This window comes from Halothiobacillus diazotrophicus (assembly GCF_001663815.1).
GTDB classification, from domain to species: domain Bacteria; phylum Pseudomonadota; class Gammaproteobacteria; order Halothiobacillales; family Halothiobacillaceae; genus Halothiobacillus; species Halothiobacillus diazotrophicus.
In genome coordinates, this window is record NZ_CP016027.1 from 688014 (window position 1) to 701704 (window position 13691).

Below are 13691 nucleotides of genomic sequence, written 5' to 3' on the forward strand. Positions count from 1 at the left end.
GGAAAGCATCAATGTCAGATTCATCCTTGGGTATCGGCGCCCTCTCCCAGTACGCCACGCTGAACAGTCAGGCTCAGGCGCTCCAGGCCGCACAGATGGCCATGCTGAAAAAATCGATGGACGTTCAGGCTCAATCCGTCCTGCCCCTGATCAACTCTTTCGGTACGACGTCATCGAGCGCAGCCAACCCGCCCCATCTCGGCAATCGAATCGATACCCACGCCTGAATCCTCCCGCGTTCACCGTTTCATCTGTCTGAACCATCCAGCAAACGGATCCCGCACCGCCGCGTTCCGAAACCTGCAGGGCAGGCACCTTCTCCCCGTCACGCGATGCGACTGAATAGAGCCGCGCATTCACAATGCCCTGGGTGACCAGGCTCTCTCAATAATTCCCGATACGCGCTGGTGCAGCAGTCATACCGCACGCTACCGGCAACATGCGCACTGAAGGCGTAATGCCCGCGCAATGCGCAGTCCCTTTCGCTCCTTAACGGCACAGTCACGACCAGTGATTGCCAATTAAGTTAGTCACCTCTAAAATACAAATTTAGACAAACCTAAAAAGCATTGAATCATGTTCCAGCACGACTTGCCCAAGGCGCGCTCATCGAAGCGTTATCGCGCCCTGTTCCTCGGTCCCGCCTTCGTGGCGGCAATCGGCTATATCGATCCGGGGAACTACGCGACCAATATCCAGGCCGGTGCCGACTATGGCTACATGCTGCTTTGGGTCGTCGTCTGGGCCAATCTGATGGCGGCGCTGATCCAGTTGCTGTCCGCCAAGCTTGGGCTCGCTTCAAACGAGTCCCTGGCATCGCTGCTTGGCAAGCGTCTCCCACGCTGGGCGGTTTACCCCTACTGGATCCAGGCGGAAATCCTGGCCATGGCTACAGACATCGCCGAGTTTATCGGTGCCGCGCTGGGCTTCAAGCTCCTATTCGGATTCACGCTAATGGAAGGGGCCGTGATCACGGCCATCATCAGCTGGGCGGTGCTTAGCCTGGAGACCCGCAACCTGAAGACCCTTCAGATGGTGATTGGTGCCATGCTTCTTTCCGTGGCATTCATCTACGTCATCGAACTGATCTTTAGTCACCCGCACCCCGTGTCCGTATTCGAAGGCGCATTGATCCCTGGATTCAGCGATCGGGACAGCGTGTTCCTCGCCGCCGGCATCCTGGGGGCGACCGTGATGCCGCACGTGATTTATCTCCACTCGGCCCTGAGCAAGGCGGATCTCGTTAAATACGGCAAGATCCATCGGAAGACCATGTTTCGCAGTACAAAATGGGACGTGGCGTTGGCCATGACGATTGCCGGCTTTGTGAATCTGTCCATGCTGGCCATGGCCGCCGCCGTGTTCTATGGCGACCCGCGGGCCGACTCAGGCAGTATCGAAACGGCTTATGAGACTCTGACACCGCTGTTGGGACAACTCGCCGCTCAAATCTTCGGCGCGAGCCTCCTGATTGCCGGGCTTGCTTCGACCATTGTCGGCACCTTGGCCGGACAGGAAATCATGAGTGGCTTTGTGCGTTTTCGGATTCCCCTGGCACTACGCCGACTCATTACGATGGCGCCTTCGTTCGTCATCATTGCGATGGGGCTGAACGTGACAGAAGTCCTCGTATTCAGTCAGGTCGTCCTTTCCTTCGGTATCGCACTGGCGCTCGTTCCGCTGATTCTGTTTACAAGCGACCGGAAGCTCATGCGTGGCTACGTCAATCCGACGTGGGTCAACTGGTTGGGCTGGACCACGGTCGTCATTGTCGTATCCCTCAATGGGTACCTGCTGATCACGAGCTGACCGGTGTCGCATCATCCTGAATGGCACCTTATCAGACTTCGGAAAGGTGACGGTGAACGCCCTACCCCGAGGGACGCAACCTTCACATGCTGGATTCGAAGGCCTTCGCGCCCCCCTTCATGAACCAGTACAGCCGAACGCCCTGAGCCTCGAGAAAGTACTGAAGCCAACGCACCTGATGGCCGGTAGCGTCGACGAAATACAAGGGCCTGCTCTCGGATTTCGCCTTGTCGACCCAGACCTTCAATTGGTCATTGTCCAGGGGCACGTGAATATCGCGCATCTGGAACAGCGAGATCCCGGCACGCTGTGCCGGATCGCGGATATCGATGACCAGCGCCTTGCTGTTCCCCATCACTTCCTCGTAGAACGTCCGGGGATTGAGCATGTGCGACTCGAAACGCGGCTCCGAGATCAATTGCATGGGCGATTTCATCGGATCACCGAGCAATACGGTCTTGGTCGGCTCTGCTTCTGCCCAGGCAAAAATACCCGCGTCATAGGCCAGCGTATGCTTCATGTCCTGCTGCAACGTCTTGACGACGGCCTTGTAGGATTTTGCACAAGTCGTTCCATTGCAGTAGAACACCACCGGTTTGTTGGCCTCCTTCGCCAATGCGCGGACCTGCTCCACAAAATTGGGACTGGATAAGGGAATGCTATGGGCAGCAACGATATGCAGTGTCTGATATTCATACTCGGAGCGCACATCGATGACCACGTACTGATCCAGATGGGCTGCCAAATCCTTCGTGGAAATCGTCTTGACCCCCACAACGGCATATTCACTACGCAACGGAAAGTCCGTCCCATTGGCCCCATATGCCAGGGGGGAGACGCTAACCATCAACCCCATGAATACGCTTGCCCAAACGAACTGCCTACGCACCTGCACGGTCACCTCCTGAGGATTTCTGTTAGCTGAGCGGCAATGCCATTGGTCATGAAAGTCGCACGAGCTATTGCCCTGAGTGATCGATTCCATGTCCTAGCGAGCCGCATCTGATACATTGCTCGCTCTTTCACAGAATGATTATGGGTTGTATGACATGGTGCGTCACATAAAGATTAATCGGCCATCCCCTTGGCGGTCCTTATGGTTGCCGATGGTGGTGGGGCTCCTTCTGGCCGCCTGTTCAAGCCAGGCGCCGAAGCACCCCTTTCTGCCTTGGGATATCACGGTGCATCCCGATGGCAGTTCATCCGTATTCGGCGTACAACTGGGCAAGGACTCTTTGTTGCGCTTCAAGCGGTTGTATGACCAGAAGGCAGATCTGGCCATTTTCGTCGATCCGGACCAGAAAACGACGCTGGAAGCCTATTTCGGGACCGTGCAGGTGGGCGCACTTTCGGCGAAAGTGGCTATCGTTGCTCAGGCAACACCGGACATGCTGAAGTCCTGGATCGAAAGCTCACACGTTTCCGGAGATGCCACGCCCAGTGGCGCGCGCAAATACCCGCTGACGGACGATCAACTGTTGAAGGCGCAGGACTTCCCTATCGAATCCATCACCTACCGACCGGACGCGGACTACACAGAGGCACTGATCGAACGCCATTTCGGCAAGCCGGAGACGATTCTTCATCCAGATGCGCCTAATCAGTATTGGCTCTACCCAGGCAAGGGCCTGATGATCACCGTGAATAAAGACGGTCGAGACCTCTTCCAGTACATCGCACCGAAGGATTTCGGTACGCTCAAGGCCAGCATCCCGCCCCTGAAGGCACCAACAAACTCGTGACCCCTAGCTCTAGCCCTGGCCCTAACCCTGGCCTTGCGTCACGGGAATCCCTATCCCGAAACGCAAGGCACGCGATCAGGCATCTGCTGCGCTGGTGTAATCCCCATGCTCTCGCGTGGAGAGGAACCGTACGTCCTTCCAGCGCTCTTCCGCCATCTGAAGGTTCACCCGGGTTGGTGCGATGTACACCAGATCCCCGGCGTGATCCAGGGCAAGATTTGCTTCGTTCTTACTCTTGAATTCTTCAAGACGTTTGGGATCGTCGCATTCGATCCAGCGTGCCGTGGTCACGTTGACCGCCTCGAACTGGCAATCCACGGAATATTCGGCCTTCAGCCGCTCCGAAACCACATCGAACTGCAACACACCCACAGCACCGAGAATCAGGTCGTTGTTGATCAGCGGCTTGTAGAGCTGCGTGGCGCCCTCCTCACACAACTGACTCAATCCCTTGAGCAACTGCTTGGATTTCAGGGGATCTTTCAGTCGCGCGCGACGGAAGAGTTCCGGGGCAAAATTGGGAATCCCCGTGAACGCCAGTCGTTCACCTTCGGTAAAGGTATCGCCGATACGGATGGTTCCATGATTGTGAATACCGATGATGTCGCCCGGATAGGCTTCTTCCAGACGCTCCCGGTCCGATGACATGAACGTGAGCGCATCCGGAATCTTGATATCCCGCCCCAGACGCACATGCTTGACCTTCATCCCACGCGTGAACTTGCCAGAGCAGATACGGAAAAATGCAATCCGATCACGGTGTTGCGGATCCATGTTCGCCTGAATCTTGAACACGAAACCGGAAAATTTCTCTTCGGTGGGCGCAACCTGGCGTGCCGTACTCTCCCGGGGTTGCGGCCGTGGCGCCATGTCGACGAAGCCATCCAGCAATTCCTGCACACCGAAGTTGTTCATGGCGGAGCCGAAATACACCGGGGTCTGCTCGCCACGAAGATAGGCTTCCAGATCGAACTGATCGGCGGCACCCTGCACAAGCTCGATTTCCTGGCGCAATTCGTCAGCCTGATCGCCAAGCAAGTCGTCGAGCTCGGGGTTATCGAGTCCCGCGATCGTGGTCTTGGATTGTGCCCGGGTCGGCAGGGACGGACCGTAGAGAATGACGCGATCCTCGATGAGGTGGTACACCCCCTTGAACCGCTTGCCCATCCCGATGGGCCAGACGATGGGCGCGCAACGGATCTTGAGGACCGACTCGACTTCATCCAGCAGACTCAGCGGTTCAATACCTTCCCGGTCCAGCTTGTTGATGAAGGTCATGATGGGGGTGTCGCGCAGCCGGCAGACCTCCATCAGTTTGATGGTCCGGGCCTCGACGCCCTTCGCTACGTCGATCACCATCAGCGCGGAATCCACCGCTGTCAGCACCCGGTAGGTATCCTCGGAAAAGTCTTCGTGACCCGGTGTATCCAGGAGATTGACGATGCGATCCTTGTAGGGAAACTGCATGACGGAACTGGTCACGGAGATGCCCCGCTCCTTCTCCATCGCCATCCAGTCGGAAGTCGCGTGGCGCGAGGATTTGCGACCCTTGACCGTACCGGCCATCTGGATGGCGCCGCCGAAGAGCAGCAGCTTCTCGGTAATCGTGGTCTTACCCGCATCCGGGTGCGAAATGATCGCGAAGGTGCGACGGCGATTCATTTCGGTGGCAAAATCAAGTGCAGTCATGAACATCCAATGGCGAACACGCCTAATGTGTAGGTTGAAGCGAGCCTGCCGCCTGGTGGCCGCAGTGCCCGCATACCCAGTGAGCGAAACCGGTTATTTTCACTGAATCGCCCATGAGAAACAATCCAGAACGCCCAGGATGGGAAACGCTATGACCGATACCAACACCACAGTGCAGCACGATCGCCATGAAATCTCGACACTGGCAGCACTCGAAGCAATCTACCCGCCTGTCGGCACGGCAGCCCGACGCAAGGAAATCGACTATCTCCACCCCGTCTATCAGGCGATGATCGCGGCGTCTCCGTTTGTCGTCCTGGCTACGAACGGTCCCGAAGGACCGGACTGCTCGCCCCGTGGCGATCCGGGCGGCTTCGTGCAGATTCGCGATACACAAACCCTGTGGCTGCCCGATCGGCCAGGCAACAACCGCATCGACAGCCTGCGCAACCTCCTGCACGATCCGAACATTGCGCTGCTTTTCCTGATTCCGGGTCGCAATGAGACGCTCAGAGTGAACGGTGTTGCCCGGATCACCCGGGATCCGCAGATCCTGAGCGCCTGTGCGATGGACGGCAAGGACCCGCGTTGCGTCATTGTGGTTTCCGTTAGAACAGTGTTTTTCCAGTGCGGTCGAGCCGCCCTGCGTGCTGGCCTTTGGACAGAACCAAATCAGGACGTGCTGACAGCAATGCCCAGCACCGGGCGCATGCTCGAAGAACTGACGCAGTCGGAAATCAGGGGACAGGACTACGATCGGGACTTGGACGCCCGTCAGAGAAACAGCCTTTATTGACGGTCGACGGCACGCGGCCGTCCGCAGCCGGATGCATCAGCGGGAACGCTTGTCCCCCGCGTCATCCGCTTCAGCGCCGTCGGATGGGTCTGGTGATGGCGGGGAATCCGCGCGCTGTACAGACGATTCGTTTGGGCCGTCCTGTTCCTGCATTTGGTGAGCGGCTTCCTCGATACGCGGATCGAATTCGGCCGCGACCGGCGAGGTCCGCGTCGATACCACGAAATCAATCCGCTCGGCTTCAGGCACTGGGGCATCATTCATCACCCGGTAAACGACATAGCCCATCAGGGACAACAGCGTGGCAAGAATGAACAACGGGAAACCCGACACCCCCAGCCATTGCATGAACAGACCACTCAGTACCGGCCCCAGAATGGCCCCCGCACCGTTGAGCAGCAGAAGGCTGCGGGTTCCCTCCAGAACCTGATCGGGCCCAAGCCGGTCATGGGTCTGCGCCACGCTGAGGGCATACAGCGAAAATGAAAAACCGCCGAAGAGCAGCACGCCAACCCAGAATAGATTCATCACATGGCCATCCGTGGCAATAGGCGGGATGATCAGCAGAAAGATGCTGGCCAACACCCCAGCGCCGGCAACAGCGACAAGCATCTTGCGCCGATCGCACAGATCGGAAATCCGTCCCAGCGGCCACTGGAGGAAGGCACCGCCGAAAATGAGCAGTGCCATGAACATTGCGATTTGCGACACTTGGAGCCCGATACGACTGGCATAAACGGCCGACATGCCCCACAAGGCACCCGTCACCGTGCCTGAAATGAAGGCACCGATAGCCCCTGTCGGCGCCAGCCGGTACAGCCGGACCACGGACAATCGAGCCGTCTGAATCGGCGTGGGTTGCTTGACCTGGGTGAGCGCCACAGGCACCAGGCCCAGCGTGAACAAGAGGGAGACCAGGGCAAAACTGCCAAGTGCTTCCGCACCATAGATGCCGATGAGAAACTGCCCTGCCCCCAGGGCCAGCAGGCTGATCGTCATGTAGAAGCCGAAGATCTGCCCGCGGACGTGGCTTGATTGCTCGTTCAACCAGCTTTCGATGACCATGTAGAGACCCAGCAGGGATATGCCGCTGATCACCCGCAACGCGAGCCAAACCCAGGGATCAAGCCAGAGGCCATGGATGAGTGCCGCAGCGCTTGAAAGGGCCGCCATCGCGGTAAAGCTTCGTACATGCCCGATACGCCGAATCAAGGACGGAATCCAGGCAGTGCCGAGAATGTACCCCACGTAGAAACCGGACATGATCAATCCGATCATTCCATCGGAGAATCCATCCAGATGCGCCCGAATGCCAAGCAGCGTGACCAGCAGTCCCGATCCGGCCAGAAGGATGCCCATGCCAAGCAGCAGGGACTGAATGGAGATAATCGTCGGTAACATAAGATTCTACTTTGGATCGACACGAGATCGGGGGAGGCCCGAACCCCGGGTCAATATGCCAGCCATACTCTGCCGACAGGGATTCACGCAGTGTTCGCACACAGACGCGCGGCGATTAGATCGTCCTCACTCATTCACGCATATCGACGCGGTCATCAGAAACCCGTCGCGACAATGGGCACCTCTCAGTTTGCACCACCGCCTGCCGGGCCCTCCACCACATCAGTGGCACTGACAGTCGTTTCCGTCGCGGCGTGACCGGAGCGGGAAAGCACGCCACCCGGCTGCTCCTCCTCCCAAGCCTCGTATTCGGTCAAACGGTGGATGCTTGGCTTTCGACGGACAATGCGCTGAAAGAACATATTATTGGGAATCATCAGCACGGATCCGTCCTCGGCGCGTAATGCCGTAAACATCAGATTACGATCCACCGCGCGCCCTGCAATCTCGTCCGGCAACAATTCGAGATGATCGCCCATCTCGTAGGGACGCCAGATCCAGATGAACAGACTGGCCGTAATGTTCGACGCCATGGTCCAGACGGCCAGCAAACCGACACCGACAACAGCGAGGGTACTGGCCAGCAACGCCCAGATACCATCGACATTCACCCCGACCTGACGGAGCAATAGCAGAATCAGCACGACCCACAGCGCGGAAACGATACCCCGTCGCAGGAACACCGCGGTCCCAGTCGACATGGGGCTGTGCAGCGCAATTCGTCTGAGATAGGTTGCCAGATAGCGTTGCACCACCAGAATCGTGACGATCCCGATGACCAGGAGCAGAATGGCCGGCCCAATCACCTGCCATGCTGGCTGACCGTGCAGTGTCCACTCAGACATAAACGCTTCCTCTCAACTGAAGTAACCCATAAAAATGCTGCGCAACACCCATTTTCGGCACAGCAGAACAGCAATCCATACCTTTTAAATACTAGCCATGTTCCGAGCCGGGCGCCAATCCTGCGCCATATTCTCTTCGTAGGGTTCGGCAGGCTGTCATCCCTTACGGGGATATGGCAAAGTGAGTCTTGATCGATCAAGCAGTTTCTCGCGACGCCATGACAGCAGGGAACGATATGTCCAAGAAGCCGTTCGTGATTCTTATCCTCGTCGCGGCAGTCGCCACAGGCGGCGGATACGTCTGGATGAAACAGCGACCGAATCCCCCTACGCAAGCCCTGAAGCTGTACGGCAACATGGATCTGCGTCAGGTCGACCTGGCGTTCGACGAATCGGCCCGCATCACACAGATCGACGTGCAGACCGGTGACCGAGTCAAGCAGGGACAGCCCTTAGCACACCTGGATGCGCGACGGTACCAAACGGCACTGGACGCGGCACTGGCCAATCAGCGAGCCAGTCAGTCCGCTCTGGACCGGCTGCTCGCCGGCTCTCGGCCTCAGGATATCGAACGGTTGCGTGGTGTCGTCGATGCGGACATGGCAAACCTGAAAACCCGCCAGCTGACCTACGAACGAACCATCAGACTCGTGCGCCAGCACATGGCACCCGTCCAGTCCGGTGACGAAACACGCGCAGCGCGCGACGCCGCAGCCGGACAACTTAAGGCCGATCAGGCGGCGCTTGAACTGGCGATCATCGGACCACGCCCGGAGGATATCGCACAGGCCAGAGCCGCCCTTGCCGCGGCAAAGTCGCAAGTGGACGCAGCCCGGATCGCCCTGGCCGACACCGTGCTCAAGGCACCCAGCCCCGGCACGATCCAGAATCGGATTCTCGAGCCCGGTGCCATGGCCTCGCCGGCACAACCGGTACTCACGTTGGCCCTGACCGATCCGCGTTGGGCACGGGTATACGTCGACGAGCAGAATCTCGGCCATATCCGGGAAGGCATGACGGCGACCCTCAGCAGCGACAGCTTTCCCGGAAAGACGTTCACCGGCTGGGTCGGGTACATATCCCCCTCTGCGGAATTCACCCCCAAGACCGTCGAGTCCCCAGCCGTCCGAACGGATCTGGTCTATCAGGTGCGTGTGTATGCCTGCGATCCCGATGCCAATCTGCGTTTGGGCATGCCCGTCACCGTCAGCATTCCCTTCGATGCCAAAGTGCGGGATCGCGGTCAGGATCCCTGCGCGCCCCCGGCCCTCTGATTCCGTACGCCCCATGGTTCATACGGCACCGCAACGGCATCACAATCCGGACGACGCGTCACCGGGCGACCCGATCGCCGTCATCGACATTCGGAATCTGTACAAATCGTTCGGCAAGCCCGATAGCGCGATTCACGCCATCGACGGGATCTCCCTCGCAGTTCAACCCGGACAGGTCACGGGGCTCATCGGTCCCGACGGGGCCGGCAAGACGACTCTGATGCGCCTGATCGCCGGTCTGCTGACCCCCGATCACGGCGAACTCACGGTCCTGGGCATGGATGTCCGCGCTCGGGCACTCGAGGTTCAGTCCAGCCTTGGGTACATGCCACAGCATTTCGGTCTGTATGAAGATCTGACCGTCCAGGAAAACCTGACGCTGTACGCGGACCTGCAGGGGGTTCCGCACGAACAGCGCCCCCCCCGTTTTCGACAATTGCTCGACATGACCGGACTCGGTCCTTTCACGAATCGGCTGGCCGGACGATTGTCCGGTGGGATGAAACAGAAGCTTGGGCTGGCCTGTACCCTGGTTCATCCCCCGAAGCTTTTGCTGCTGGATGAACCGACGGTCGGCGTCGATCCCGTCTCCCGCCGGGAACTCTGGGAAATCGTCTATCAGCTCGTCGAGGACCAAGGGATGAGCGTACTGCTCTCCACGGCCTATCTCGATGAAGCGGCACGCTGTGCGGATGTCATCCTGATCCATGAGGGCAAGGTGCTCGGCCAGGGCGAACCGGCCGGTTTCACGCAATTCCTGACGCATCGGGTCTATTGTGTTCGACAGAAAAGCGGCAAGAAACGCCATTTGCAAAAGCGCGTCTCGGCCGCGTCTGCCGTGCTGGACGCCGTGATCGACGGCGACTGCGTGCGGGCCATTCTCCGGCCGGATACCCCCCCGCCCGATCTGGCTCAGAGTTGCTGGCGCGCACTCGCACCACGCTTCGAGGATGCCTTCGTCGTACAGCTTCAGGCAAAGCAATCCCGCCCCGACACCGAAATCCACGCGCAGGATTCATCCGGCACGGCGGAATCGATCCCCCGGCCTTCGGGTGACGATCAAACCGCACCGTCCGCCGTGATCGAAGTTCGAGACTTGACCCGCAGATTCGGCACGTTCGTGGCCGTCGATCGGCTGAACTTCAGCGTTGAACGTGGGGAGATCTTCGGCCTCCTTGGCGCCAATGGGGCCGGAAAGTCCACGACCTTCCGCATGCTCTGCGGACTGCTTCCGGCCAGCGCCGGCCAACTCTCCGTGGCAGGCGTCGACCTGCGCACGGCAGCCGCGAAGGCACGAGCGCGTATCGGCTACATGTCGCAACGATTTGCGCTGTATGAAGTGCTGAGCTGCGAACAGAACCTCCGATTCTTTGCCCGAACCTACGGCTTGAAAGGTCGCCGCCAGAACGAACGTATCGACTGGGCCCTGAACAGTTTCGATCTGCGGCATTACCGTCATACCAACAGCGGACTCCTGCCACTTGGTTTCAAGCAACGGTTGGCGATGGCCGCCGCACTCATGCACGAACCGGACATCCTGTTTCTGGACGAGCCGACCTCGGGTGTCGATCCGATCGAACGACGGGCATTCTGGAACCGGATCAACGATCTGGCCGATCAGGGCGTCACGATTCTGATCACGACTCACTTCATGGATGAAGCCGAATACTGCGACCGTCTGGTCATCATGAATCGCGGCACGATTCTGGCCTCAGGTAGCCCGAAGGAAATCCGTGATCAGGCCCGAACCGACGCGCTACCCAACCCCCGGATGGAAGACGCTTTCATCCACCTGGTCACGCAGGGTGCCGATCCGGAGGAAAAAGGGCATGACTGATTGGCCGACGGACACCGCACGGCGTGTACCGGATGGGGTGCACACTGCATCGCGCGGTGGCGGGCGCATGCGATTGCTCGGCCTGATCCGCAAGGAGACCGGTCAGATTCTCCGCGATCCGTCCAGTATCGCCATCGCCTTCCTGATGCCCGTGATCCTGCTTCTGCTGTTCGGTTATGGGGTATCGCTGAATGCCCGGGAGATTCCGATCGCGGTGGTAGCCGATGCACCGGATGCGCAGACGGCCGGACTCTTTGCCGCCTTCCGTCAGTCACGCTATTTCGATATTCGCGAGGAAACGGATCTGGCCGGAGCACGGCTCGCTCTACGCCAGCGCAAGATCCAGGCGATCATTCATGCCCCCGCCGATTTCAGTACGAAACTCCTGAACCCGCAGCATCAGGCCCCGGTTCAGCTGATCGTCAATGGCGTCGATGCCAATCAGGCGCGACTCATCGAAGGGTATGTCACCGCAGCCTGGCAGGGCTGGATGGCGGCTCGGGCAAAACAGCAGGGACTGGACTTCAAACTGCCCGTGTCGCTTTCCGCCCGGGTCTGGTTCAACCCGGAGCTCCGCAGCCGCGACTATCTGGTACCCGGCCTGATTGCCGTCATCATGACCCTGATCGGGGCCCTGCTCACGGCGTTGGTCATGGCGCGGGAATGGGAACGGGGCACACTCGAAGCCCTGATGGTGACACCGTTGCGCCTGAACGAATTGCTGCTGGGCAAACTGATTCCCTACTTCGTGCTCGGCATGGGCGGCATGGGGCTGTCTGTGGTCATGGCCCTCTGGCTGTTCGACGTCCCCCTGCGCGGCAGTCTGTGGGTGCTTATTCTGACCGCTGCCATCTTCCTTTCGGCCGCACTCGGCATGGGACTGCTGATATCGATTACGGCACGCAACCAGTTCGTGGCCAGCCTGCTCGCCATCATCACCACCTTTCTGCCCGCCTTCATGCTCTCCGGTTTCATCTTTGACATCGGCAGCATGCCCGGCTGGTTGCAAGTGCTCACCCACGTGATTGCCGCCCGCTACTTCGTGGTCATCCTGCATACGGTATTCCTGGCGGGTGACGTCTGGCGCGTGATCATCCCCAACACCCTGGCCATGCTGGCGCTCGCGATGTTCTTTCTCGGCATCAGCCGGCGGCGTATCCGAAAATCGCTGGAGTAGGCGCAATGTGGCAGCGGATTCTGGCACTGGCCATCAAGGAATTTCAGGCATTGCTTCGGGACCCCAAGGCACGGGTGGTCATCATCGTGCCCCCCCTCATCCAGCTTGTCGTCTTCAGCTTTGCGGCCACCTTCGATCTGAACCATGTCCCGTTGGCCGTCTACGATCAGGATCGCGGTGCGGCCGCACAGGCACTGGTTGCCCGCTTCACCGGATCGCAACATTTTTCGGTGGTCGCGAATATCGATCGATCCGGCGCCATCGATGCGTACATCGACAACCGCAAGGCCCTGATGGTGTTGACGATCTCGTCCCGCTTCACTCAGGAGCTGATGAGCGGGAATCCCGCCCCGGTACAGTTGGTGATCGATGGTCGGAATTCGAACACGGCGGCCATCGCCCTGAGTTACGCCAACAGCATCGTCCAGCAATTCAATACCGACTGGGCGCGCGATCACGGGCGCCCGCGTCCGCCATCGACCCTCGACGTGCGCGCCTGGTTCAACCCGAATCTGGAGAGTCGCTGGTTCATCATTCCCGGCATCGTCGGACTGCTGATGCTGGTGGTCGTCATGGTCGTCACCGCCCTGTCGGTCGCACGGGAGCGCGAACAGGGCACCTTCGACCAACTCCTGGTCACGCCCCTGCGTCCCGTCGAAATCCTGATCGGCAAGGCGATACCGGGCCTGGTCATCGGCATGCTGGAAGCAACGGCTATCATCATCGTGGCCGTCTTCGTGTTTCACATTCCACTTCAGGGCAGCCTGCTCACGCTCTATGGCGGCATCGCCCTCTTCCTGCTTTCCGCGACGGGCGTGGGACTGATGATTTCCTCACTGGCCGCCACCCTGCAGCAGGCTGTTCTGGGCGTATTCCTGTTCCTGGTCCCCGCCATCATTCTTTCGGGGTTCGCAACACCCATCGCCAACATGCCGCCCCTCGTCCAGGATCTCACGCTGATCAACCCCCTGCGCTACTTCATGGTCATCCTGCGCAGCGTCTTTCTGGAGGGAAGTACGTTCGACGACCTGATCGACACTTTCTGGCCCCTGGCGCTGATCGGCCTCTGCTCGCTGGCCATCGCCGGCTGGATGTTCCGGCACCGGATGAACTGAAGCACC

At 59.2% G+C, this 13691-nt stretch carries 12 protein-coding genes; 8 read left to right on the forward strand and 4 right to left on the reverse strand.

Annotation, left to right across the window (positions count from 1 at the left end; genetic code table 11):
• Positions 1–11 precede the first annotated feature (11 nt).
• Together A9404_RS03135 and A9404_RS03140 are read left to right on the forward strand one after the other, a co-directional pair.
• Positions 12–227, forward strand: coding sequence for a putative motility protein (locus tag A9404_RS03135; protein WP_082922696.1), 216 nt, complete (start codon positions 12–14; stop codon positions 225–227).
• A gap of 349 nt (positions 228–576) precedes the next feature.
• Positions 577–1809, forward strand: a complete 1233-nt coding sequence (locus A9404_RS03140) for an Nramp family divalent metal transporter (RefSeq protein WP_066098586.1) — start codon at positions 577–579, stop codon at positions 1807–1809.
• Between the two features lie 82 nt (positions 1810–1891).
• Here A9404_RS03140 and A9404_RS03145 read toward each other — a convergent pair whose 3' ends face one another.
• Entirely contained in the window at positions 1892–2704 is an 813-nt protein-coding gene (locus A9404_RS03145) for a rhodanese-like domain-containing protein (RefSeq protein WP_197490412.1), read from the reverse strand.
• Positions 2705–2915: 211 nt separating this feature from the next.
• On the opposite strand from A9404_RS03145, the gene A9404_RS03150 reads away from it, so the two are divergent.
• Positions 2916–3551 carry a hypothetical protein gene (locus tag A9404_RS03150; RefSeq protein WP_156521216.1) on the forward strand — a complete coding sequence of 212 codons (636 nt, stop codon included), beginning with the start codon at positions 2916–2918 and terminating at the stop codon, positions 3549–3551.
• Positions 3552–3626: 75 nt separating this feature from the next.
• Here the strand turns inward: A9404_RS03150 and A9404_RS03155 are convergent, their stop codons facing one another.
• The gene (locus A9404_RS03155; protein WP_197490413.1) at positions 3627–5240 is read right to left on the reverse strand and encodes a peptide chain release factor 3; all 1614 of its coding nucleotides are present in this window, start codon (positions 5238–5240) and stop codon (positions 3627–3629) included.
• A 151-nt stretch (positions 5241–5391) separates the two neighbouring features.
• Between A9404_RS03155 and A9404_RS03160 the strand changes: the two genes are divergently transcribed.
• The gene (locus tag A9404_RS03160; protein WP_066098590.1) at positions 5392–6036 is read left to right on the forward strand and encodes a pyridoxamine 5'-phosphate oxidase family protein; all 645 of its coding nucleotides are present in this window, start codon (positions 5392–5394) and stop codon (positions 6034–6036) included.
• A 36-nt stretch (positions 6037–6072) separates the two neighbouring features.
• On the opposite strand, the gene A9404_RS03165 is transcribed toward A9404_RS03160, so the two are convergent.
• Entirely contained in the window at positions 6073–7437 is a 1365-nt protein-coding gene (locus tag A9404_RS03165) for an MFS transporter (RefSeq protein ID WP_066098594.1), read from the reverse strand.
• Positions 7438–7622: 185 nt separating this feature from the next.
• The gene (locus A9404_RS03170) at positions 7623–8282 is read right to left on the reverse strand and encodes a mechanosensitive ion channel family protein (protein ID WP_066098596.1); all 660 of its coding nucleotides are present in this window, start codon (positions 8280–8282) and stop codon (positions 7623–7625) included.
• Positions 8283–8518: 236 nt separating this feature from the next.
• Between A9404_RS03170 and A9404_RS03175 the strand changes: the two genes are divergently transcribed.
• Genes A9404_RS03175 through A9404_RS03190 form a run of 4 tightly spaced genes read left to right on the forward strand, consistent with a single transcriptional unit; the run spans position 8519 to position 13685 of the window.
• Positions 8519–9556 carry an efflux RND transporter periplasmic adaptor subunit gene (locus tag A9404_RS03175; protein WP_066098598.1) on the forward strand — a complete coding sequence of 346 codons (1038 nt, stop codon included), beginning with the start codon at positions 8519–8521 and terminating at the stop codon, positions 9554–9556.
• A gap of 13 nt (positions 9557–9569) precedes the next feature.
• On the forward strand, positions 9570–11393 hold the full coding sequence (locus tag A9404_RS03180) for an ATP-binding cassette domain-containing protein (RefSeq protein ID WP_066098600.1): 1824 nt from the start codon (positions 9570–9572) through the stop codon (positions 11391–11393).
• Complete coding sequence (locus tag A9404_RS03185) at positions 11386–12570, forward strand: ABC transporter permease (protein ID WP_082922698.1); 1185 nt, start codon at positions 11386–11388, stop codon at positions 12568–12570. Before A9404_RS03180 ends, A9404_RS03185 begins: the two co-directional genes overlap by 8 nt.
• Positions 12571–12575: 5 nt before the next feature.
• Positions 12576–13685: an ABC transporter permease gene (locus tag A9404_RS03190; RefSeq protein WP_066098602.1), complete on the forward strand. Its 1110-nt coding sequence runs from the start codon at positions 12576–12578 to the stop codon at positions 13683–13685.
• Positions 13686–13691 lie beyond the last annotated feature (6 nt).

Bases quoted from the DNA above. Each gene is read 5' to 3' on its own strand.
- A9404_RS03135 (WP_082922696.1), top strand. From the start codon at position 12: ATGTCAGATTCATCCTTGGGTATCGGCGCCCTCTCCCAGTACGCCACG.
- A9404_RS03140 (WP_066098586.1), top strand. From the start codon at position 577: ATGTTCCAGCACGACTTGCCCAAGGCGCGCTCATCGAAGCGTTATCGC.
- A9404_RS03150 (WP_156521216.1), top strand. From the start codon at position 2,916: ATGGTGGTGGGGCTCCTTCTGGCCGCCTGTTCAAGCCAGGCGCCGAAG.
- A9404_RS03155 (WP_197490413.1), bottom strand. From the start codon at position 5,240: ATGACTGCACTTGATTTTGCCACCGAAATGAATCGCCGTCGCACCTTC.
- A9404_RS03160 (WP_066098590.1), top strand. From the start codon at position 5,392: ATGACCGATACCAACACCACAGTGCAGCACGATCGCCATGAAATCTCG.
- A9404_RS03165 (WP_066098594.1), bottom strand. From the start codon at position 7,437: ATGTTACCGACGATTATCTCCATTCAGTCCCTGCTGCTTGGCATGGGC.
- A9404_RS03170 (WP_066098596.1), bottom strand. From the start codon at position 8,282: ATGTCTGAGTGGACACTGCACGGTCAGCCAGCATGGCAGGTGATTGGG.
- A9404_RS03175 (WP_066098598.1), top strand. From the start codon at position 8,519: ATGTCCAAGAAGCCGTTCGTGATTCTTATCCTCGTCGCGGCAGTCGCC.
- A9404_RS03180 (WP_066098600.1), top strand. From the start codon at position 9,570: ATGGTTCATACGGCACCGCAACGGCATCACAATCCGGACGACGCGTCA.
- A9404_RS03185 (WP_082922698.1), top strand. From the start codon at position 11,386: ATGACTGATTGGCCGACGGACACCGCACGGCGTGTACCGGATGGGGTG.
- A9404_RS03190 (WP_066098602.1), top strand. From the start codon at position 12,576: ATGTGGCAGCGGATTCTGGCACTGGCCATCAAGGAATTTCAGGCATTG.